25 protein-coding genes are annotated in these 20,925 nt (G+C 64.9%); 18 read left to right on the top strand and 7 right to left on the bottom strand.

Features of this window, described 5'->3' with window-relative positions:
* The first annotated feature begins 144 nt into the window (after window positions 1-144).
* Window positions 145-675, top strand: coding sequence for a hypothetical protein (locus ABID59_RS15050; RefSeq protein ID WP_354083871.1), 531 nt, complete (start codon window positions 145-147; stop codon window positions 673-675).
* Here ABID59_RS15050 and ABID59_RS15045 read toward each other — a convergent pair.
* From ABID59_RS15045 to ABID59_RS15035, 3 genes are all read right to left on the bottom strand, one after another.
* Window positions 637-1,029: a carboxymuconolactone decarboxylase family protein gene (locus tag ABID59_RS15045; protein WP_148751510.1), complete on the bottom strand. Its 393-nt coding sequence runs from the start codon at window positions 1,027-1,029 to the stop codon at window positions 637-639. The genes ABID59_RS15050 and ABID59_RS15045 overlap by 39 nt on opposite strands.
* A 106-nt stretch (window positions 1,030-1,135) precedes the next feature.
* Window positions 1,136-1,918 carry a 3-oxoadipate enol-lactonase gene (gene pcaD, locus ABID59_RS15040; RefSeq protein ID WP_354083870.1) on the bottom strand — a complete coding sequence of 261 codons (783 nt, stop codon included), beginning with the start codon at window positions 1,916-1,918 and terminating at the stop codon, window positions 1,136-1,138.
* Between the two features lie 36 nt (window positions 1,919-1,954).
* Window positions 1,955-3,310, bottom strand: a complete 1,356-nt coding sequence (locus ABID59_RS15035; protein WP_354083869.1) for a 3-carboxy-cis,cis-muconate cycloisomerase — start codon at window positions 3,308-3,310, stop codon at window positions 1,955-1,957.
* 185 nt (window positions 3,311-3,495) lie between these two features.
* Here ABID59_RS15035 and ABID59_RS15030 point away from each other — a divergent pair, with 185 nt between their 5' ends.
* The 9 genes from ABID59_RS15030 (at window position 3,496) to ABID59_RS14990 (ending at window position 10,926) form a co-directional block, all read left to right on the top strand.
* Window positions 3,496-3,942: an SRPBCC family protein gene (locus ABID59_RS15030; protein WP_148751513.1), complete on the top strand. Its 447-nt coding sequence runs from the start codon at window positions 3,496-3,498 to the stop codon at window positions 3,940-3,942.
* 135 nt (window positions 3,943-4,077) lie between these two features.
* A complete protein-coding gene (locus ABID59_RS15025) occupies window positions 4,078-4,563 on the top strand; it encodes a (2Fe-2S)-binding protein (protein WP_148751514.1) in 486 nt (161 codons plus the stop codon).
* Window positions 4,564-4,593: 30 nt separating this feature from the next.
* The gene (locus tag ABID59_RS15020) at window positions 4,594-5,400 is read left to right on the top strand and encodes an FAD binding domain-containing protein (RefSeq protein WP_354083868.1); all 807 of its coding nucleotides are present in this window, start codon (window positions 4,594-4,596) and stop codon (window positions 5,398-5,400) included.
* A 63-nt stretch (window positions 5,401-5,463) separates the two neighbouring features.
* Window positions 5,464-6,369, top strand: coding sequence for an AAA family ATPase (locus tag ABID59_RS15015; protein ID WP_148751516.1), 906 nt, complete (start codon window positions 5,464-5,466; stop codon window positions 6,367-6,369).
* Window positions 6,370-6,494: 125 nt separating this feature from the next.
* Window positions 6,495-7,697 (top strand): vWA domain-containing protein, encoded by a 1,203-nt coding sequence (locus ABID59_RS15010; RefSeq protein ID WP_187434872.1) that lies wholly within the window; start codon window positions 6,495-6,497, stop codon window positions 7,695-7,697.
* 11 nt (window positions 7,698-7,708) lie between these two features.
* Window positions 7,709-8,032 (top strand): XdhC family protein, encoded by a 324-nt coding sequence (locus ABID59_RS15005; protein WP_148751517.1) that lies wholly within the window; start codon window positions 7,709-7,711, stop codon window positions 8,030-8,032.
* A gap of 2 nt (window positions 8,033-8,034) precedes the next feature.
* Window positions 8,035-8,736 carry an XdhC family protein gene (locus ABID59_RS15000; RefSeq protein ID WP_354083867.1) on the top strand — a complete coding sequence of 234 codons (702 nt, stop codon included), beginning with the start codon at window positions 8,035-8,037 and terminating at the stop codon, window positions 8,734-8,736.
* Window positions 8,733-10,337, top strand: a complete 1,605-nt coding sequence (locus tag ABID59_RS14995; protein WP_354083866.1) for an NTP transferase domain-containing protein — start codon at window positions 8,733-8,735, stop codon at window positions 10,335-10,337. The genes ABID59_RS15000 and ABID59_RS14995 overlap by 4 nt, the downstream gene beginning before the upstream one ends.
* 199 nt (window positions 10,338-10,536) lie before the next feature.
* Entirely contained in the window at window positions 10,537-10,926 is a 390-nt protein-coding gene (locus ABID59_RS14990; protein WP_354033309.1) for a DUF4189 domain-containing protein, read from the top strand.
* A gap of 27 nt (window positions 10,927-10,953) precedes the next feature.
* Here the strand turns inward: ABID59_RS14990 and ABID59_RS14985 are convergent, their stop codons facing one another.
* Window positions 10,954-12,933: a CYTH and CHAD domain-containing protein gene (locus ABID59_RS14985; protein ID WP_354083865.1), complete on the bottom strand. Its 1,980-nt coding sequence runs from the start codon at window positions 12,931-12,933 to the stop codon at window positions 10,954-10,956.
* Between the two features lie 68 nt (window positions 12,934-13,001).
* Here ABID59_RS14985 and ABID59_RS14980 point away from each other — a divergent pair, with 68 nt between their 5' ends.
* The gene (locus ABID59_RS14980) at window positions 13,002-13,412 is read left to right on the top strand and encodes a DUF2000 family protein (RefSeq protein WP_354083864.1); all 411 of its coding nucleotides are present in this window, start codon (window positions 13,002-13,004) and stop codon (window positions 13,410-13,412) included.
* Between the two features lie 64 nt (window positions 13,413-13,476).
* Here the strand turns inward: ABID59_RS14980 and ABID59_RS14975 are convergent, their stop codons facing one another.
* The 3 genes from ABID59_RS14975 to ABID59_RS14965 are packed head-to-tail and all read right to left on the bottom strand — an operon-like array spanning window position 13,477 to window position 14,735.
* Complete coding sequence (locus tag ABID59_RS14975; protein WP_354033311.1) at window positions 13,477-13,890, bottom strand: GFA family protein; 414 nt, start codon at window positions 13,888-13,890, stop codon at window positions 13,477-13,479.
* A gap of 24 nt (window positions 13,891-13,914) precedes the next feature.
* Window positions 13,915-14,403 carry an SRPBCC family protein gene (locus tag ABID59_RS14970; protein ID WP_354083863.1) on the bottom strand — a complete coding sequence of 163 codons (489 nt, stop codon included), beginning with the start codon at window positions 14,401-14,403 and terminating at the stop codon, window positions 13,915-13,917.
* Window positions 14,400-14,735: an ArsR/SmtB family transcription factor gene (locus ABID59_RS14965; RefSeq protein ID WP_148751523.1), complete on the bottom strand. Its 336-nt coding sequence runs from the start codon at window positions 14,733-14,735 to the stop codon at window positions 14,400-14,402. Before ABID59_RS14965 ends, ABID59_RS14970 begins: the two co-directional genes overlap by 4 nt.
* A gap of 107 nt (window positions 14,736-14,842) precedes the next feature.
* Between ABID59_RS14965 and ABID59_RS14960 the strand changes: the two genes are divergently transcribed.
* The 7 genes from ABID59_RS14960 to ABID59_RS14930 all read left to right on the top strand — a co-directional run bounded on the left by ABID59_RS14960 (window position 14,843) and on the right by ABID59_RS14930 (window position 20,902).
* Window positions 14,843-15,511 carry a TetR/AcrR family transcriptional regulator gene (locus tag ABID59_RS14960; RefSeq protein ID WP_148751524.1) on the top strand — a complete coding sequence of 223 codons (669 nt, stop codon included), beginning with the start codon at window positions 14,843-14,845 and terminating at the stop codon, window positions 15,509-15,511.
* Window positions 15,508-16,296, top strand: a complete 789-nt coding sequence (locus ABID59_RS14955) for an HlyD family secretion protein (protein ID WP_354083862.1) — start codon at window positions 15,508-15,510, stop codon at window positions 16,294-16,296. The genes ABID59_RS14960 and ABID59_RS14955 overlap by 4 nt, the downstream gene beginning before the upstream one ends.
* Window positions 16,293-17,225 (top strand): ABC transporter ATP-binding protein, encoded by a 933-nt coding sequence (locus ABID59_RS14950; protein ID WP_354033312.1) that lies wholly within the window; start codon window positions 16,293-16,295, stop codon window positions 17,223-17,225. The genes ABID59_RS14955 and ABID59_RS14950 overlap by 4 nt, the downstream gene beginning before the upstream one ends.
* Window positions 17,222-18,385, top strand: a complete 1,164-nt coding sequence (locus tag ABID59_RS14945; protein WP_354083861.1) for an ABC transporter permease — start codon at window positions 17,222-17,224, stop codon at window positions 18,383-18,385. Before ABID59_RS14950 ends, ABID59_RS14945 begins: the two co-directional genes overlap by 4 nt.
* A 30-nt stretch (window positions 18,386-18,415) precedes the next feature.
* A complete protein-coding gene (locus ABID59_RS14940; protein WP_354083860.1) occupies window positions 18,416-19,723 on the top strand; it encodes an adenylate/guanylate cyclase domain-containing protein in 1,308 nt (435 codons plus the stop codon).
* Between the two features lie 116 nt (window positions 19,724-19,839).
* On the top strand, window positions 19,840-20,040 hold the full coding sequence (locus ABID59_RS14935; protein ID WP_148751529.1) for a hypothetical protein: 201 nt from the start codon (window positions 19,840-19,842) through the stop codon (window positions 20,038-20,040).
* Between the two features lie 130 nt (window positions 20,041-20,170).
* The gene (locus ABID59_RS14930) at window positions 20,171-20,902 is read left to right on the top strand and encodes a GntR family transcriptional regulator (protein WP_354033315.1); all 732 of its coding nucleotides are present in this window, start codon (window positions 20,171-20,173) and stop codon (window positions 20,900-20,902) included.
* Window positions 20,903-20,925 lie beyond the last annotated feature (23 nt).

The following is a 20,925-nucleotide window of genomic DNA, read 5'->3' as shown; positions in this document are numbered from 1 at the left end:
AGGCGGGGCCTTTTTTGAATGAACTGGCCAGCCGGGCGATTAAGGTAAACAAAGGGTTTAAATTGCCGCCACGGTCCGATGCGAGTTAGCTCCCCGGCAAAGCCTTCCGTCCGAAGGCGTGGTGCAGGCGAAGCGGGAAGCGGCATGTTCAGGAATTGGCGGATCGGCTCGGTCAACGGCGTGCTGCTGGCGGCTTATTTCATTCCGGCCTGGACGATGGTCGCCTTCAACATCATGGTGGCGCCGGTGCACGGCCTCTACGAGCGGCCGAGCGTTGCCGTGGCGCTGTTCCTCAGCGACCAGCTTCAGATGTCCGGCCTGAGCACGGTGCGCGCCGCCTGGCTGCTGGCGCTCGGGCGCCTGACCGTGGTGGCGTTCTTCGCGATCTATCTTGCGCTGCTCGCCATTCCGCGCACCCGCAAGAGCGGAGCCAGCGACGAGACGCTTGGCATTGCGCTCGCGATCGGCAGCCTGATCTCGTTTGTGAGCATGGTGATGGCCTCGAAGGTCGGCGAGATGGCCGCGCTTCGGCTGCACGCCACCGAGCTTCTTCTGCTGCTCGGTGCGGCGGTCGTGCTGGTGATCGAGCGGCCGGCTGCTGCGCCGAAGACCGTCGACGTCGCGGACACCGCGCCGCTAGGTATCGAGCAGGCCGAGCTCCTGCACAATCGCTGAGGCTTCCTTGACGGCGTGGTTCGCCGCCGGAACGCCGCAATAGATCGCCTGCTGCAGCAAAATTTCCTTGATGTCGTCGGGGGTGAAGCCGCCCTCGGCGAGCGCCGCGCGCACGTGCAGGCGGAATTCGTCCCATTGCCCAAGCGCGACCATGGTGCCGATCACCAGAACCCGCCGCGTGCGCTCATCGAAATGCGGCCGCGTCCAGATCTCGCCCCAGGCGTAGCGGGTGATCATGTCCTGGAAGTCGGTGTTGAAGGCGTTGCGGTTGGCGATCGACTTGTCGACCCAGGCATTGCCCAGCACTTTTCGGCGCACGTTCATGCCGGCATCGCGGCGCTTCTGGTCGTCCATGTTGTTTCCTCCTTCGTCATTGCGAGCGTAGCGAAGCAATCCAGTCTGCCGCTGCGGAGGGATTTCTGGATTGCTTCGCTGCGCTCGCAATGACGGCGTTGCGAGATCAGCGTTGCGTCAGGAAGCCCACGACCGCGTCGGTGAACGCGTGCGGCTGCTCGACGTTGGAAATGTGAGCGGCGTCGATGATGGTCATGCTCGCGCCGGGAATGTTCGAGCGGATCAGCTCGCCCGCAGAAATCGGGGTTGCCTGATCGTGGCGGCCGGCGATCACCAGCGTCGGGTTCTTGATGGCAGGCAGCAGCGCGCGCTGGTCGAGGGTCGACAGCGCTTCGCAGCAGGCGAGATAGCCCTCGACCGGGGTCGCGAGCAGCATCGCCTTCATCCTGGCGGCGACGTCAGGTTCGCGCTCGCGGAAATCCTGGGTGAGCCAGCCGGCGATCACGCCGTCGGCGACCGCGGCGATGCCGCCCTTCTTCACGGCGTCGATACGCTCCAGCCATTTGGTCGGCTCGGCGTAATAGCAGGAGGTATTGGCGAGGATGAGCTTGCCGAAGCGCTCCGGCGCGTTGGCGCCCAGCCATTGCCCGACCATTCCGCCCATCGACAGGCCGCACCAATGCACCTTTTCGATGTTGAGATCGTCGAGGATCGCAAGCACGTCGCGGCCGAAACGCTCCATCGAATAGGGAGCGGGCGGCACCTTGGACTTGCCGTGGCCGCGGCGGTCGTAGCGGATGACGCGGAACACCTGCGTCAGCGCCTTCATCTGCGGCTCCCACATCTGCAGCGTACAGCCGAGCGAGTTGGAGAGCATCAAGGTCGGCCCGCCGTCGCGGCCCTCGACGGAGACGTTGATCAGGCAACCGTCGGCATCGATCATGGGCATGCGGCGTCTCCGTTTTTATTTCCGCTCAGGGCTGCTCTATTCGCGGTCGAGGCTGTCGAGCAGCCGGTCGATCAAGACCTGCGACATCCCTTGATAGGCCATCGGCTCAAACAATGCCGTTATTTTCTCGGGCGTCAGATGCGCAGCGACCTGCGAATCGGCGGCGAGAATTTCGCGCAGATGTTTGTTCTCGGCAACCGCGCGCTTGCTCGCGGCCTCGATCAGATGATGCGCGTCGCTCTTGCCGATCTTGTCGGCGAGCGCAAAGGTGACGGCTTCCGCCATGATCAGCCCGTGCGTCGCGTCGAGATTGCTGCGCATGCGCGCGGCATCGACATCCAGCCCCTCGGCGATGTCGACGATGGCCGCAAGCGCGCCCGAGGTGACCAGCATCAATTGCGGCAGCGTCGGCCATTCCGCATGCCAGGGCCCGGCGCTGCGCTCGTGGTCCTGCACCTGGGCTGCAAAGATCGTCGCGGCGAGCTGCGGGGCCATGGTCGCGCAGCCGAGCGCGCTTGCGGCTGCGACCGGGTTGCGCTTGTGCGGCATGGTCGAGGACCCGCCGCGGCCCTCGCCAGCGGGCTCGAACGCTTCGCCGACGTCGGTCTGCATCATCAGCGAGACGTCGCGCGCGATCTTGCCGCAGCTTCCGGCGAGAATCGCGAAGCTTGAAGCGGCCTCCGCGATGCGGTCGCGATGGGTATGCCAGGGCGCTTCCGGCAGCGGCAGGTTCAGCTCCTGCGCCAGCCGTTCGGCCACCGCGAGCCCGTTGTCGCCGAGGGCTGCGAGCGTGCCGGCGGCGCCGCCGAATTGTAGCGCGAGGCCCTCGCGGCGGAGCCGCCGCAGCCGGCAGCGGGCGCGGGCGAGGCTCGAGGCGTATTCGGCGGCCTTCAGCCCGAACGGCATCGGCAGCGCGTGCTGAAGCCAGGTCCGTGCCACCATCGCGGTGTTGCGATGGGCGCGGGCAAGTGTCGCAAAGCCCTTGATGGCGCGGTTGAGATCAGCGTCCAACGCATCGATGGCAGCGCGCAAGCCGAGCATGGTTGCGGTATCGATGACGTCCTGGCTGGTGGCACCCCAATGCACGTAGCGCGCAGCCTCGCCGTCGGCCTTGCCGACATTGGCGGTCAGCGCCTTGACCAGGGGGATCGCGAGATTGCCCGACCGGGTCGCGGCCTCGGCCAGCGCAGCCATGTCGAAGGCGTCAGCCTTGCAGGCGGCTTCGATCGGGCTTACCGCGGATACGGGAATCACACCCGCGGCGGCCTCGGCCCGGGCCAGGGCTGCCTCGAAATCGAGCATGTTCTGGAGCGTGGACCGGTCGTCGCAGACGGCGCGCATGGCTGCGCTCGACAGCATCGGCGCAAGCAGGGGGGAAAGGGCTGTGCTCATGTTGCGCCGGACCTAATCACCATGCTTCGGCTCTGCCAATCCCTGACCGACCGCACAAGGCATTTTGCAGGTGCGAATATGCATTGCACGTGACCGGGGGCTGCCCTTTCCTTTGCGGCCTCCGTGCGTTACTTGAGCAATATTATTCAGATGCGATCCAGCTTCGATATCCCCGGAGACGCCCCATGGCCATGACAATGAACGGCGAAGTCCAGCTTGCGGCGCCGCGCGAGGCCGTGTGGGAGAAGCTCAACGACCCCTCGGTGCTCAAGGCCTGCATCCCCGGCTGCGAGGAGCTGGAGAAGACCGACGACGGCGGCTTTCGCGCAACGGCGAAGATGAAGGTCGGTCCGGTCTCGGCGCGCTTCAAGGGCAAGGTCACGCTGAGCGATCTCGACCCGCCGAACGGCTACAAGATCTCAGGCGAAGGCGAGGGCGGGGTGGCCGGCTTTGCCAAGGGCGGCGCGGTGGTCAAGCTCGCGGAGAAGGACGGCGGCACGCTGCTGTCTTACGACGTTGAGGCGCAGATCGGCGGCAAGTTGGCGCAGCTCGGGCAGCGCCTGATCAACGGCACCGCCAAGAAGCTGGCCGACGAGTTTTTCGCGAATTTCGCCAAGGCGGTACAGGGCTGAAGGCTATCGTCTTTCGGCATGGCGCCTTGCGTCCGGGGTGATGTTGCCCCAGGGCATAATGGCCCATATGATGGGTTGGAATAATTATAAGAACCGCTTCGACGGGACCCGTCGGGGCGCTGATAGAGAGTGCTTATGGCAAAAATCTCCCTCATCGTGAATGGCAATCCTGTTACCGGCAATGTCGACCCGCGTACGCTTCTGGTGCAGTTCCTGCGCGAGAATCTGCGGCTGACGGGTACCCATGTCGGCTGCGACACCTCGCAGTGCGGCGCCTGTGTGGTGCATCTCGACGGCAAGGCCGTGAAGTCCTGCACCACGCTGGCCGTGATGGCCGACGGCCACGAGGTCAAGACCATCGAGGGCCTGGCGGCCGATGGCGCGCCGCTGCATCCGATGCAGGAAGCCTTCCGCGAGCATCATGGCCTGCAGTGCGGCTTCTGCACACCCGGCATGATCATGACCGCGATCGATATCGTGCATCGCAAGGGCCACGAGGTCGACGACCACACCATCCGCGAGGAGCTGGAAGGCAATCTCTGCCGCTGCACCGGCTACCAGAACATCGTCGCCTCGATCGCCGCCGGCGCGAAGGCGATGGCGAAATCCGATCTCGCGTAACCGCGCGCCCTCCGCGATCAGGACACCCTCATGTACGAATTCAAATACCATCGCCCCGGGACCGTGCGGCAGGCTGCCAACCTCCTGGTGAAGAACGAAGACGCCAAGGTGATCGCCGGCGGTCACACGCTGATTCCGGTCATGAAGCAGCGGCTCGCAAGCCCCCCGCATCTGGTCGACCTCTCCCACATCGAGGGGCTGAACACGATCGAGATGAAGGGCCGTTCGCTGGTGATCGGCGCGACCGCCAGGCACGCCGAGGTCGCGACCTCCGCCATCGTCGGCGAGGCAATCCCGGCACTGGCCGATCTCGCCGGCGGAATCGGCGATCCCGCCGTGCGCCACAAGGGCACGATCGGCGGCTCGCTCGCCAACAACGATCCGACCGCGGATTATCCGGCCGCCGTGCTCGCACTCGGCGCGACCATCGTCACCAACAAGCGCCGCCTCAAGGCCGAGGAGTATTTCCAGGGTCTGTTCACGACCGCGCTGGAAGCCGACGAGATCATCACTAAGGTGATGTTCCCGCTGCCGAAGAAGGCGGCCTATATCAAGTTCCGCAACCAGGCCTCGCGCTATGCGCTGGTCGGCGTGTTCGTGGCACGGCGGCCCTCGGACGTGCGAGTCGCCGTGACCGGTGCCGGCTCGGACGGCGTGTTTCGCATCGAGGCTTTTGAGGAAGCGCTGAAGAAGCGGTTCTCGTCGAAGGTGCTCGAGGGCATCGAGGTGCCGGCGGAAGGGCTGAACAGCGACATCCACGGCAGCGCCGAATACCGCGCCCATCTCATCGGCGTGCTGACGCGGCGCGCCCTCGACGCCGCCAACGCCAAGGAATGAGTGGGCCTCACGATCTGGCCCAATACTTGCCCCTTGTAAGGGCGTAGCGAGACTGGCTCTTTCATGACTTCAGCGACCTTGCCGGCATCGGTCGATGCGATGCTCGAACTTTTGACCTCGCGCGGCTATCTCGCCGAGCGGTCGCTGGCGACGGTGACGTATCTCTCGCTACGCATGGGGCGGCCGCTGTTTCTCGAAGGCGAGGCCGGTGTCGGCAAGACCGAGATCGCAAAGGTGCTGTCGGCGGCGCTGGGGCGGAAGCTGATTCGCCTGCAGTGCTACGAAGGCCTCGACGTCTCCTCGGCGGTCTATGAGTGGAACAGCGCCGCGCAGATGATCGCGATCCGGATGGCGGAAGCCGCCGGCGATACCGATCGCGATCAGCTCTCGAGCGATATTTTTGCCGACCGCTACATGATCAAGCGGCCGCTGCTGCAGGCGCTGGAGCCCGACGTTGCCGGTCCGCCGGTGCTGCTGATCGACGAGCTCGACCGTGCCGACGAAGCATTCGAAGCCTATCTCCTGGAAATCCTCAGCGACTTCCAGGTGACGATCCCCGAATTCGGCACCGTGAAGGCGCCGCATCCGCCGATCGTCATCATCACCTCCAACCGCACCCGCGAGATTCACGACGCGCTGAAGCGGCGCTGTCTCTATCACTGGGTCGATTATCCCGCCGCCGATCGCGAGCTCGCGATCGTCAAGTCGCGCGTGCCGGGCATCTCGGCAAAGCTGTCGCAGCAGGTCGTGCGCTTCGTGCAGGCGCTGCGCAACCAGGACTTCTACAAGTCGCCTGGTGTCGCCGAGACCATCGACTGGGCCACCGCGCTGTCCGAGCTCGACGCCCGCTCGCTGACCCCGCAAGTGGTCGGTGACACGCTGGGCGCGCTGCTCAAATACCAGGACGACATCACGCGGATGCAGGGCGACACCCTACAGAAGGTGCTGAAGGAAGCGACGAGCGACTAGCTCGTCATTCCGGGGCGCGCGTGGCGCGAACCCGGAATCCATGGTGCAGCGGTGACGGCGGATGAATGGATTCCGGGTTCGATGCTGCGCATCGCCCCGGAATGACGGCAGGGACACAGCAGACCATGGCCATCAACCACCTCGCGCCTGAGCAGACCGAGCAGTTCGCCGACAATATCGTCGGCTTTGCGCGTGCGCTGCGGGCGACCGGCATGCCGGTTGGTCCGGGCGCGGTGATCGATGCCATGAACGCGCTGCAGGTGATCGACATCGGCAGCCGCGCCGACGTCTTCACCACGCTGGAGGCGATCTTCGTCAAGCGCCACGAGCATGCACTGATCTTCAAGCAGGCCTTCAACCTGTTCTTCCGCGCCTCCGAAGAGTGGAAGCACATGCTGGATTCGGTGCCGCTGCCGGATGGCGCCAAGAAAAAACCGCCGGCCGCCTCGCGCCGCGTCCAGGAGGCGATGTCGCAACCGCGGATGACGGAGACGCAGCAGCACCAGGAGCAGGATCTGCGCCTGTCGGTCTCCGACAAGGAGATCCTTCAGAAGAAGGATTTTGCGCAGATGAGCGCAGCCGAGATCGTCGAGGCGCTCCGTGCCATCGAGATGATGCGGCTGCCGCAGGCGGAGCTGTTGACGCGCCGGCACCAGCCCGATCCGCGCGGCCTGCGGCTCGACATGCGCCGGACGCTGCGCGCGTCGTTACGCACCGGCGGCGATATCATCGACCTCCATCGCCTCGGGCGGATCGAGAAGCCGGCCCCGATCGTGGCGCTGCTCGATATCTCGGGATCGATGAGCGAGTATACCCGCCTGTTCCTGCACTTCCTGCACGCTGTCGGGGACGCGCGAAAACGCGTCTCGGTGTTCCTGTTCGGCACGCGGCTCACCAATGTGACACGCGCGTTACGCCAGCGCGATCCGGACGAGGCGCTGGCAAGCTGCTCGGCGGCAGTCGAGGACTGGGCCGGCGGTACGCGGATCTCGGCCTCGCTGCACAACTTCAACAAATTGTGGGCGCGGCGGGTGCTGAGCCAGGGCGCCATCGTGCTGCTGATTTCCGACGGGCTGGAGCGGGAGGCCGATTCCAGGCTGGCCTTCGAGATGGACCGGCTGCACCGGTCCTGCCGGCGGCTGATCTGGCTGAACCCGCTGCTGCGGTTCGGCGGCTTCGAGGCCAAGGCCCAGGGCATCAAAATGATGCTCCCGCACGTTGACGAATTTCGTCCCGTGCATAATTTGAGCTCTATCCAGGAGCTGATCACCACGCTGTCCCGGCCGTTGCCGCCGCATCACCGCAGCCTGATCCGCCCCGCAGCCTGAGAGGCAAAGCCATGCTCGATCGCGACGAGGATATTCTGAAAGCGGCGGAGGACTGGCAGAAGGCCGGCCGTGGCGTTGCGCTGGCAACCGTGGTCGAGACCTGGGGGTCGGCCCCGCGCCCGGCGGGCTCGAGCCTCGTCATCAACGACGAGGGCACGTTCCTGGGCTCGGTCTCCGGTGGCTGCGTCGAAGGCGCCGTGGTCACCGAAGCCATGGACGTGATCGAGAGCGGCAAGCCCAGGATGCTCGAGTTCGGCGTCGCGGACGAGACCGCCTGGAATGTCGGTCTGTCCTGCGGCGGCACCATCCGCGTCTTCGTCGAGAAGGTCGGCTAGCCGTGCAGCTCGCAATCCTGCACGAACTCAATGCCGAGCGCGCCGCGCGCCGGCCCGTGATTTTGGTGACCGACACCGAAAGCGGCGAGCAGCGCCTGGTGAAGGCTGCGGATTTCACCAAGGATCCACTGCGCGCCGAGCTGGGCAAGCAGCTTCGCATGGGCAAAAGCGCCAACGTCGAGGCCGGCGGCAAGAAGCTGTTCCTCAACGTCTACGCGCCGACCGCAAAGCTCGTCATCGTCGGCGCGGTCCATATCAGCCAGGCGCTGGCGCCGCTGGCGCGCTCGCTCGGCTACGACGTCACCGTGGTCGATCCGCGCACCGCCTTTGCGAGCCCCGAGCGCTTCCCCGATATTCCCCTGGTCGCGGAGTGGCCGGATACGGCGCTGCCGCCGCTCAACGTCGATGCCTACACCGCCTTCGTCGCGGTGACGCACGATCCGAAGATCGACGACCCAGCACTGCTGCACGCGTTCGAGCGCAACTGCTTCTATATCGGCGCGCTCGGCTCGCGGAAGACGCACGCCAAGCGCGGCGACCGGCTGCGGGCGCAGGGCGCCAGGGACACCGACATCGCGCGCATCCACGCGCCCATTGGGCTTGCGATCGGCGCGGTCTCGCCGTCCGAGATCGCGGTGTCGATCATGGCCGAGATCACCGCGGTGCTCCGGCTGCCGCCAAAAGAAAAAGAAGAAGCGGCATGAAGTTCGGACCGGCGAGCCCCAGGGAAGCGATCGGCGGGGTGACCGTCCACACCCTGCGCCAGGGTCCGCTGGTGCTGAAGAAGGGCACGACGATCGGGCCTGTCGAGGTCGAGGCGCTGACGCGCGCCGGCATCAAGGACGTCGTGGTGGTCCGGATGGAGGAGGGCGACGTCACCGAGGACGTCGCGGCCGCCAGCATTGCACTTGCGATCGGCGGCGAGGGCATTCATGTCGAGCGCGCCTTCACCGGCCGCGCCAATCTGTTTGCCGCGCGCCCGGGTCTGCTGGTGATCGACCGCGCCGCGGTCGACCGCATCAACAATATCGACGAGGCTATCACCTTCGCCACGCTCGCCGCCTACAAGCCGGTGGTCGAAGGCGAGATGGTCGGCACCGTCAAGATCATCCCGTTCGGCGTTGAAGGAGACTTGCGCGATGCCGCGGTGAAGGCCGCCGGCAAGGACGTGCTGAAAATCGCGCCCTACGTCATCAAGCGCGTCGGCGTGGTCTCGACTCTGTTGCCGGGCTTGTCCTCCAAAGTGGTCGACAAGACGCTGCGCGTCACCGCCGAGCGCCTCGCGCCGGCCGGCGCCGGCATCATTGCCGAGCGTCGTGTGCAGCATGACGAGCGCGCGCTGTCGGCGGCAATCAAGGAATTGCTCGCCCTCGGCGCCGAGCTCGTGATCGTGTTCGGCGCGTCGGCGATCGCCGACCGCCGCGACGTGATCCCGGCCGCGGTCACCGAGATCGGCGGCGAGATTGAGCATTTCGGCATGCCTGTCGATCCCGGCAATCTGCTTCTGATCGCGCGCGCCGGCCGCGTGCCGGTGCTGGGAGCGCCGGGCTGCGCACGTTCGCCGGTCGAGAACGGTTTTGACTGGGTGCTGATGCGACTGCTCGCCGGCATCAAGGTGACGCGCTCCGAGCTGATGGGCATGGGCGTCGGCGGCCTCCTGATGGAGATCGTGACTCGGCCGCAGCCGCGCGCCAAGCCGGAGATCGAGGGCAACAGCCGGGTCGCCGCCATCATGCTCGCCGCCGGGCGCTCGACCCGCATGGGCGGGCCGAACAAGCTGCTGGCCGAGCTCGACGGCAAGAAGCTGGTGCGGATCGCAACCGAGCAGGCGCTGGCCTCGAGAGCATCCGAGGTGATCGTCGTCACCGGCCATCAGACCGAGCTGGTCGAGCAGGCGCTCGAGGGCCTGAAGGTGCGTTTCGCCAGGAATCCGGATTTCGCCGGTGGCATTGCGAGCTCGGTCAAGGCCGGTATCGCGGCCGTGTCTGACGCGAGCGACGGCGCCGTGGTCTGCCTCGGCGACATGCCACTGATCGACGCCGGCCTGATCGACCGTCTCATCGACGGCTTTGCGCCGGACCGCGGCAATCTCATCGTCGTGCCCGTCAGCGACGGCCGCCGCGGCAATCCCGTGCTGTGGTCGCGCCGCTTCTTTGGGGAGCTGATGACGCTCGACGGCGACGTCGGCGCGCGGCATTTGATTGCCAAGCACTCCGAAGCAGTGACCGAGGTGCCCGTCGACGGCGAGGGCGCCTTCCTCGACATCGACACGCCGCAGGCGCTGGAGGCAGCAAGACGGGGATGACGGTGCAGTAGGGTGGGCAAAGGCGCGCCGCGCCGTGCCCACCATCCCTCCGCGCTGAGCCGTTGAATTGGTGGGCACACTACGCTTTGCCCACCCTACGGCACCTCGCAATCGTCCCGTTTCGACCACTCGTTCACCATCTGGAAACGGTCCGCCGCTTAGAGTCCTCCGCACCTGCCTTGGGGGGAGGGGCTTTTCCATGGTTTCGAACGTCGTCGCGCGCCGCTGCGCGATGTTTTTCTTTGCGCTGTCGGTTTGTGTCGCCGGTGCCCGTCATATCACCGAAGCCCATGCCGCCGGCGCGTTTGCCGTCGGCAAGTGCGGCGCCTTTGGCCAGGCCTATGATTATGGTGTCGAGCACGAGGCGCGTGCCGCGGCACAAAAGCAGTGCAAGGGCGACTGCACGACGGTGACGATGAAGCGCGCCTGTGCGGCGATGTCGGTCGACATGGCCAATCCCTGCGGCGCCTATGGCTACGCCGTGAAGCCGAAGATCTCAGCCACGCTCAATGCCGCCACGCGCGAATGCTACAAATATGGCGGCAAGGAATGCGTGATCCGCGCCTGGGCCTGCGACGCCAAGGGTTGAGCACGGGCTAAGCGCAGCCATCAAGGGCTAGCGCAGCCAGCCCGCGTTGGCTTGCACCGGTTTTGCCGATTGCTCCTGCGCATCCACCGACCAGGGCACCTTGGCCCGCGTGAATTCCGACCAGGCCTTGAGCAGGCGCGCTTCGATGCCGACCATGGCATGGGCCTGCCAGCCGGCGATCGCCGCCGCCGCCATGCCGATGCCGGTCGAGCCCGCGTCGACATCCGCAAGCAGCGATGTCGTCGTCGCCATGTCGTTGTAGACCCCGAGCTCCTGTTGGAGGTCGGCGAGCCTGCGCGCGAAGCGCCGCGCGGATTTGCGTTGCCCGCAGAGCGGGAGCAGAAAATCGGCGATGTAGCGTAACTTCTTCGCGGCGAGACGGACCCGGTGCCGTTCCTCCATCGGCAGCGACTTGAAGCGACGGCCGCGCTTCAGCACCTTCGCATGCTGTGCCGACAGGATGTTTCGTGCAAAATTGATCGCCGGCTCCGCCAGTTGCGCCAGACCTTCGGGAGCAACCTCGATGCGCCAGCCACGAGCTTCGATCCAGGCGCCGAGCCCAATGACGAAATACTGACATCGCCGGTCGGCGAGGGCGAGGCGGGCCTTGTCGTAGCAGGCCGCGCGACGCTCGTCGGCGAACTCACCCAGCGTGTCGAAGCCGGCGACCGACGGACAGCCATCCGCGACGGTCCGCAACGTGTCCTGCCGAAACACGTCCCAATCACGTGCGCCGGAGAGACTCCCCGCAAGCCACTTCGCCTCGGCGCGCAGCAGGTCGAGCTTGTTCAACGACACCACCGACCGCATCAGGTCGAGCGCCGATCGCAGGCGCCGTAGCGCGACGCGAAGCTGATGCATTCCCTCGGGATCGCGACCGTCCTCGGCGGCGGGCAACGACTGCAGCAGATGCAAAAGACAGGACCGCAGAATCTCGGAAAATGCCTCATCGAGCGATGTCGATGGATCGAGACGAAGCTTTGGCGGCTTCGGTGCCCGCGGCGGTGTATCGGCCGCGAGGTCAAAGCCCCGTGCCGATTTGGTCCGGATCGAAGGTTTCACCGAACCATGCTCGGCGAGCCGCAGCGCCAACTCCCAGATGGCGGACGGACTACCGCTCTTGAGCTCCAGCTCGATCTCGCTCACCGGCAGCGAACGATCGCCCGAGGTCAGATAGCCCTGATCGAAGGCGACCTCGATGGTACCGGACGGCAAGTCGACGAGGCGCTGATGCCGGTGAACGTCGCTACTGAAGACGGCCTCGACCGGGTGACGTTCGAGATCTACTCGCAACTTGTCTGAAACCAGCGGCATGGCCAGTGCGATGTCCGGCGCCATCGACGGGACGGCTGCCTCCCACTCGCCACGGCGCAGCGGATCGTTGCCGAATTCGGCTTTCACCGTCTGCGTGAATCGCGCGCCGCTCTGGCGAACCCTGAAGCTGAACCCGTCGCGCCGGAGCGCGCGCTTGGGCGTGTCATAATACACGGCCTTGAGATGCTTGCGCGTCCCCTTGTTGCGCATATTCGTCGCGATGATCGGCGCATCGTTGAAACCCGCGAGGCGATCGGGAGCCACGATCAGCTTGAGTTCGATTTCGGTGGTGGGTGGCCCGGCGTCGCGGGAAGGCGGGGGTTCCGATGCAGGCGTCTTCGCTCGAGCTTCATCACCGGAGAGGCCAGCCAGCAAAGACTCGGTGTGCAAAGACTCGGTGTGCGAAGATGCGTTGTCAGGAAGCACGGAACCGGGCGCCTTACCAATGGCGGGAACAACGAAGCTGGATTTCCTCCCTTCCTCGGCGATCGGATGACCGCTGGCTTTCGCAAGCCGTTGTACTGGTTCGAGGGCTCGCTTGATTGCGCCAGTTTCGGACATGCACGCTTTATGACAGTTCGGTGACAGGGCGCCGACATATACCCGAGTTGACGCGCGGGGAGAAGCGCAGCCGTCGCATCTCCATTGAAATTTCCGAGCTGTGATCGATGGGTCAATCCGGGTTACGTTCATGTCCGCCGCCGGGCGCACGAGGAATCTTCTTTTCTTTCCCGGCGCTTGGTTGTGTGTTGGGAGAATTCATGCAGTTCGACACCAAGATTGCCGTTGTCATTCGCAACGACCTCCAGACCTGGCAGAAGCTCAATGTCGCATCGTTCCTGACGAGCGGCGTTGCGGCCGCCTTTCCGGAGTGCATCGGCGATGCCTATGAGGACGCCTCGGCGACGAAATATCTTGCGCTAATCGGCCAGCCGATCCTGATCTATGGTGCCGATGGTCCGGCGTTGTCGCGTGCACTCGATCGTGCACTCACGCGCAACGTTACGCCGGCGGTCTATACCGACGAGATGTTCAAGACCGCGCATGATGCCGCCAATCGCGAGGCGGTGAAGGCGGTTGCGCGTGCCGATCTCAATCTCGTCGGCATCGCGATGCGCGCCGATCGCAAGGTGATCGACAAGATCGTCGATGGATTGAAGTTTCATAGTTGAGATAGAAGCTGCTGGCCGCAAACCTCTCCCGCAAGCAAGCGGGAGAGGGAGCGCACCAAACGTCTTAACCGGGGGGCATCGTCTCGAACTTCGTCAACCCCGCATCGAGATGATCCCAGGCATACGCGCGCGCAGCGTAAGTAACCGCTTGCGGCTGGTAGCGGGCGGGCTCGTCGAGGCTCGCGGCGCGGATCGTGAAAATGTCGGGCATCGCTGCGAAGGTCATGTAAACGGCCAGGCCGCATGTGGGGCAGAAGCCGCGAGTCTTCACATTGCCGCTGTCGCCGACCATGTCCCATCTCCTGGCCTCGCCTGTCACGGTGACACCGGCGCGCGCGAAAGTGGCGTACGAGCCGTGGCCGCTGCCGCTTTCACGCTGGCAGTCCCGGCACTGGCAATGGTTCGCGAACAGGGGCTCGCCGGCGATCGAATAGCGGATCGCGCCGCAGGCGCAGCCGCCGGTATAGGGCTTGTCCATCGTGATAACTCCTCAGCTGTCCTGTTACTTGCCTTCGCCGCTGATCTCGTCGAGCTGCCGGACCACCTTCTTCCAGCCGCCGCTCATGACGGTGTAGGCATTCTCGTTCCTTGGCATCACGAAGCCCGAGTGAATCAGCTGGATTCGCGTGCCGGCTTCGACCGGGGTGAGGGACCACGTCACGACGGTGTCGAGCGGGGCGCCGTAGCCGGTATTGCGCTCATCGCCGCCCTTCCAGGCGTAGACGAGGCGTCTGTGAGCCACGACCTCCAGGACGCGGCAATGGATGACGCCGTCCCAATTGCCGCCCGGCGTGGTCTGGAACGTGAAGGCCTTGCCTTCGACGGCTTCAAAGCCGGTCGGCTTCATCAGCCAGCGCGCGATCAGTTGCGCACTGGTCAGCACCTTCCAGACCGTCTCCGGCGCATGAGGGAGTACCTCATCGATGACGATGTCCCGGATGTTTTCTTGAATGTTTTCTTGGGTCTCGGCTTTCAGCTCGGCTGCACTCACGAGTCGATCTCCTTCAAGAGGTCACGCAGATTCTGGAAGCGCTCGCGCCAGAAGACGCCGTAATGATCCATCCAGGTCACCAGCGGCTCGAGGCCTTGCGGAGCGGCGCGGTAATAGACGTTGCGGCCCTCGGCGCGCTCGGCGACGAGGCCCGCCTGCTTCAACGATTTCAGGTGCTGCGAGATCGCGCCCTGCGTCACGCCGCTGCCGCGCGTCAGCTCGGCGACGCTGATCTCCTTGCTGTCGAACACGCGCTCGAACACCGCGCGGCGGGTCGGATCGGCGAGGGCACGCATCACGGCGGTGACAGGATTTGGGGCGGCTTCGATCATATCCATAAATTAGCAATTACTAATGCATTAGTCAACGCTAATTCGTTTGTCCATCTCAGATCCAAAACTCGATTGACTGTGACTGACTAGTCAGTCATATATGGAGAATGACGAATAGGTCTACCAAAGCAGCAAGTCGCAAACCCGAAGCTGACGGGGAAGCCCCTCCGGCATCGAACCGCGCCACACGCGCGGCGGAGCGGCGCGCGGCCATCGTCGAGGCGGCGATGGAGGAGTTCATCGTACGCGGGTTTGCCGCGACGCGGCTCGACGATATTGCCAAGCGCGCAGGCGTCGCGAAGGGCACGATTTACCTGCACTTCAAAGACAAGGAATCGATGTTCGAGGAGCTCGTGCGCACCGTGATCGTGCCGGTGGTGGCGCGGCTCAACGCACTGCCGCCGCCGACGGGCTCGGTGCGCGATCTGATCGAAACCTTTGCCGGCAACTTCCTCAAAGAGGTGATCGGTACACGGCGCGGCGATCTCGTCCGCCTGATCGTGGCCGAAGGGCCGCGCTTCCCTGCGGTGGCCGACTTCTACTACCGCGAGGTCGTCTCGCGCGGGATGGCCGGCATGCGGGCGCTGATCGAGCTTGGCATTGCCCGCGGCGAGATCCGCGAAAGAGACCTCGCACACTATCCGCAGATCCTGGTCGCGCCGGCGATGATCGCAGTGATCTGGCAGAGCCTGTTTGCACGGCACGCGCCGCTCGATGCGCAGGACATGCTGCGCGTTCATCTCGATTTGATTTTTGGCGAACGGAGGACGACATGAGGTCGTCGCAAAGAATTTTCAGATTTGCATTGGTCGCCGCGCTCGCCATCGGGCTTGCCGGCTGCAACGAGAAACACGACCCCGGCTTTCAGGGCTGGGTCGAGGCCGACATGATCTTCGTCAGCCCCGACGAAGCGGGGCGGGTGACGAAGCTCGACGTCCGCGAGGGCGACGCGGTGAAGGTCGGCGACGCCCTTTATGACGTCGACGACGATCTCCAGCTTGCCGATCTCAACCAGACCAAGGCGACGCTGGCCAATGCACAGCAGGTGTTTGATCGCGCGGATTCCCTGCGCAAGACCGGCTCCGGCACGCAAGCCGCGCTCGATTCCGCCGTCTCGGATCTGCGGGTCGCACAGGCGCGGGTAGTGACCTCGCAGACGCGGCTGGCGCGGCGCAAGGGCTTTGCGCCGGTCGCCGGCACCATCCAGCAGATCTACTTTCGCGAGGGCGAGATGGTGGCGGCGCAGCGGCCGGTGCTGTCGATCATGCCGCCCGGCAATATGAAGCTGCGCTTCTTCGTGCCGGAGGCGGAATTGCCGAAGCTGTCGATCGGCGACGAGGTCCGCGTCGCCTGCGACAATTGCGCCGCCGATCTCACCGCAAAGATCTATTTCATCGCGACCTCGGCCGAATACACCCCGCCGGTGATCTATAGCCTCGATGAGCGCAACAAGCTCGTCTATCTGATCCAGGCGCGGCCGTCGCGGCCGGATGCGTTGCGCGTCGGACAACCGATCAACGTCTATCTCAATCCCAAAACGCCGGTGGCGGAAAAGCGATGAACGCCAGCAACGACATCGCGATCGACGTCAAGGGCCTGACCAAATCGTTCGGCGGCCGCGAGGTCGTGCACGATCTGTCGATGCAGGTGAAGCGCGGCTCGATCTACGGCTTTCTCGGGCCGAACGGTTCGGGCAAGACCACGACCATCCGCATCCTCTGCGGCCTGCTCACGCCCGACAGCGGCGAGGGTACCTGTCTCGGCTACGACATCTTGCGCGACGCCGAAAAGATCAAGCGCCAGGTCGGCTACATGACCCAGCGCTTCAGCCTGTACCAGGACCTGTCCGTGCGCGAGAATCTCGAATTCGTCGCGCGGCTCTATGGCCTCGCCGACGCACGCGGTGCGGCACGTGACATGATCAAGCGGCTCGGGCTCTCGGGCCGGGAGGAGCAACTGGCCGGCGAGCTCTCCGGCGGCTGGAAGCAGCGGCTGGCGTTGGGCGCCTGCACGCTGCCCAGCCCAAAGCTGTTGCTGCTGGACGAGCCGACGGCCGGCGTCGATCCCAAGGCGCGGCGCGATTTCTGGAACGAGATCCACGCGCTCGCAGCCGATGGGCTCACCGTGCTGGTTTCGACCCACTACATGGACGAGGCCGAGCGCTGCCACGAGATCGCCTACATCGCCTACGGCCATTTGCTGACCCACGGCACGGTGGAGGAGGTGATCGCGGGATCTGCGCTGACGACCTACACCGTAACAGGCGAGGATTTGAACGGCCTCACGGCCGCGCTCACCGGCAAGCCCGGGGTAGACATGGTGGCACCGTTCGGCACGTCGCTGCATGTTTCGGGGCGCGACGTTGCCGCGCTCGAAGCTAGCATCGCGCCGTGGCGCGACAAGAGCGGTCTGCACTGGCACAAATCGGCGCCGTCACTGGAAGACGTGTTCATCGAGCTAATGGGCCGCTCCAAGGACAATTTCCAATGAGCACCATCGATCATCCGACCCCCGCGCACGAGATCCGCGAGCGCTTCGGCTTCTGGAAGCGCTCCTATGCGATGCTGGTCAAGGAGTTCATCCAGCTCAGGCGCGACCGCGTCTCGTTCGCGATGATCGTGATGCTGCCGGTGATGCAGCTTCTGCTGTTCGGCTATGCCATCAACACCACGCCGCACAATCTGCCGAGCGCGGTGCTGCTCCAGGAGGATTCCGATCTTGCCCGCTCGGTCCTGAAGGCGCTGGAGAATACCGCCTATTACCGCTTCATCTACGAGGTGCACGACGTCGACGAGTTCGACAACCTCCTGAAGTCAGGCAAGGTGCTGTTCGGCGTGGAGATCCCGCGCGGTTTCGAGCGCGCGGTGCGGCGCGGCGACAAGCCGGCGCTGCTGGTTGCTGCCGATGCCACCGATCCGGTTGCGGCGAGCGCCGCACTCGGCTCGCTCGGCATGATCGTGCAGACCGCGCTGGCGCACGATCTCTATATCGGCAATCCCCCGGAAATGCCGTTCGAGATCCGCGCGCACGCCCGCTACAATCCGGCTGCGAACTCCAGCCTCAACATCGTGCCGGGCCTGGTCGGCACCATCCTCACCATGACCATGCTGATTTTCACCGCGCTCTCGGTGACGCGAGAGGTCGAGCGCGGCACCATGGAGAGCCTCTTGTCGATGCCGATCAAGCCGGTCGAGGTGATGTTCGGCAAGATCATCCCTTACGTGCTGGTCGGTTTCGTCCAGGCCTTCCTGATCATCGGCATCGGCGTGTTCCTGTTCGGCGTGCCCGTGCTCGGCAATCTGTTCCTGCTGGCGCTGCTGTCGACGCTGTTCATCACCACCAATCTGTCGATCGGCTACACGATCTCGACGCTGGTGCAGAACCAGCTCCAGGCCATGCAGATGTCGATGATGTTCTTCCTGCCGAGCATCCTGCTGTCCGGCTTCATGTTCCCGTTCGCGGGCATGCCGAATTGGGCGCAATATGTCGGCGAAAGCCTGCCGCTGACGCATTACTTGCGTATCGTTCGCGCCATCATGCTGAAGGGCGCGTCCATGCCAAATCTGCGCTTCGATGCGGCCGCGCTCGTCATCCTGATGCTGGTCGCCATGACTATCGCCGTGACGCGCTTCCGCCGCACGCTGGATTGAGGCAGACTGCCCCGGAATCGAGGGGGTAGAATGGTCAGCTTGGTCAGTGGGAAAGCCCGGCAGAAAGCCGTCTTGTCGGAGGCGTTCGAGCGCGAGCTGACGCGCGAGGTGCTGCGTACCGAGCTGGTGCGGGTGAAGGCGCTGATCGCCACCGGCTTGGTCATGATGGTCTTGCTCACGGCAACTTTCGTGATCGACCCTGCCATCGTGAACCGGATCTGGCGCGGGACGGAGGGCATATTCCGCGAATACGTCCTCCTGGTGGGCTTCCTGCTCTTCGAGGTCTGGGTCCACGGCCAGATCAGGCGAAATCTCAAGCTCGATCGCGACCTGCCGGTGATCAGGCGCTATATCGGTGCAACAATCGAAACGTCGCTGCCGACGCTCATTCTGATCCTCCAGATCCGCAGCATGGGTGCAAGCCAGGCACTCGGCTTCGTGTTGCCGTTGGCCTATTTCATCTTCGTCATTCTTTCGACCCTGCGGCTCGATTTCTGGCTGTCCACCTTCACGGGATTTGTCGCCGCAGCCGGGCTGCTGGCCGTCGCGCTGTATTACAATTCAGCCAGCGACGCCGGCGAACCGCTGATCTATTTCCACGCCGTGCGTAGCCTTGTGATCCTGGTCTGCGGCGTGCTGGCGGGCTCCGTCGGCGCACAGTTGCGGCGGCAGTTTGCCGCGAGCATCGCGGCGGCCACCGCGCGCGACCGGGTCACCAATCTGTTCGGCCAGCACGTCTCGCCGCAGGTGGTCGAGCGGCTGATGGCGGAAGGCACCAGCGCTGCGGGCGATCTTCGCCGTGTCGCCGTGATGTTCGTCGATTTCCGCGGCTTTACCGCCGGCGCGCAGTCGCGCTCGCCGCAGGAGGTCGTCGACCGGCTCGACGGCGCTTTCGCGGTGCTGGTCGATGTTCTCGACCGCCACGGCGGCATCGTGAACAAGTTTCTCGGCGACGGCTTTCTCGCTCTGTTCGGCGCGCCGCTGGAGGCGTCCGATGCAGCGCATCGTGCGGTCGCCGCAGGCCGCGAGATGCTGACCGCGATGGACCACATCAATGCGCAGACGAGCTGGCTGCTGCGTATCGGCATCGGCATCCATTTCGGCGAGGTCGTCGCCGGCAATATCGGCTCGCCCCGGCGCAAGGAATACACTGTGATCGGCGACACCGTAAACTTCGCCTCGCGGCTGGAGGCGCTCAACAAGGAGTTCGGCTCGCAGCTCCTAATCTCCGCGTCCGTGCGCGAGGCGCTGGGCGACGACGGCGAGGATGCGGTCGCGCTCGGCGAGGTCACGGTGCGCGGTTACGAGCAGCCGGTCGCGGTGTTTCAACTGGGATGAGGGACGCTGCTCGCGTTTCTTTGAACGCGCGGCTGAAATATTTCACGTGACATTCCGCTCTTGCACTCAGGACGTCGAAAACCTGTCGATGTCCGTTTGTCACGCGGAGGAAATCCATGACTCGACTGACCTTCGTCTCAGCCGCCCTGATTGCCGCTTCCGTCTATCAAACCCAGGCCGCAGCCGCCCGCGATGTCGCGCCCGTGCGGCGTGCGTCAACCCACGCAACGGCGGATTGCGTCAGGGCTCCCGCAGTGGGCGCCTATGCCACGGCGCCCTACAAGGAGCCGCCCTGCATGCCCAAGACCACGAACTGACGATCGACACAGGCGAGGCCGGGTTGGCGAAGTCCGCAACCCGGCCTCGCGCTCGTTCCGCGAGGACTCCAGCCTTGCGGTATCAAGGTAGCGCTTGACTCCACTTTCATCTAGTCATCTATATGACTATATGAATTCAGTCCCGCGCGACGACCGCCTGCCACGCTACCAGCGCCTGCGCGACGACCTCGCGGCGCGGATCAACCGCAATGAATGGCGGCCGGGCGAGCCGATTCCGTCGGAGGCCGAGCTTGGCGCCCATTACGGCGTCGCCATCGGCACCGTGCGCAAGGCAATCGACCAGCTCGTCGGGGACGCCGTGCTGGAGCGGCAGCAGGGCCGCGGCACCTTCGTGCGCCGCGCGCGCTTCAACTCCTCGCTGTTCCGTTTCTTCCGCTTCCAGTCCGAAAGCGGCGAGCGGCGCGTGCCGAAGAGCCGCATCATCCGGCGCAAAAGCGTAGCGGCGACATCGGCCGTGGCATCGGCTTTGCGTATTCCGGTCGGCGAAGCCGTGATCAGTCTGTCGCGCCTGCGGCTGATCGACGACGTGCCGCTGCTTGCCGAAGAAATCTGGCTCCAGCAATCGCGTTTCGCAAAAATCCTCGAAATCGACACGGCCGAGTTCGGTGACTTGCTGTATCCGCTCTACGAGGAGCGTTGCGGCGAGGTCGTGGTCTCCGCCGAGGAAATCCTGACGGTCGAGGCCGCCAACGAGATGCAGGCGCGATTGTTGCGGCTCGAGGCCCACGCGCCGCTGATCGTGATCGAGCGCCTCGCGCTCGATCTGGAGCGGCGGCCGATCGAATGGCGCCGCTCGCGCGGGCCCGCGGATCGCTTCCGCTACCACGCCGAGATCCGGTGACAACGACTTTCAACGACACCAAG

Origin of the sequence: Bradyrhizobium sp. S3.3.6, assembly GCF_040546905.1 — a bacterium.
In the GTDB taxonomy this organism is placed as follows: Bacteria; Pseudomonadota; Alphaproteobacteria; order Rhizobiales; family Xanthobacteraceae; genus Bradyrhizobium; species Bradyrhizobium cytisi.
Note: the sequence above shows the minus strand (reverse complement) of the source record. Positions and strands in the feature narration are given on the sequence as shown.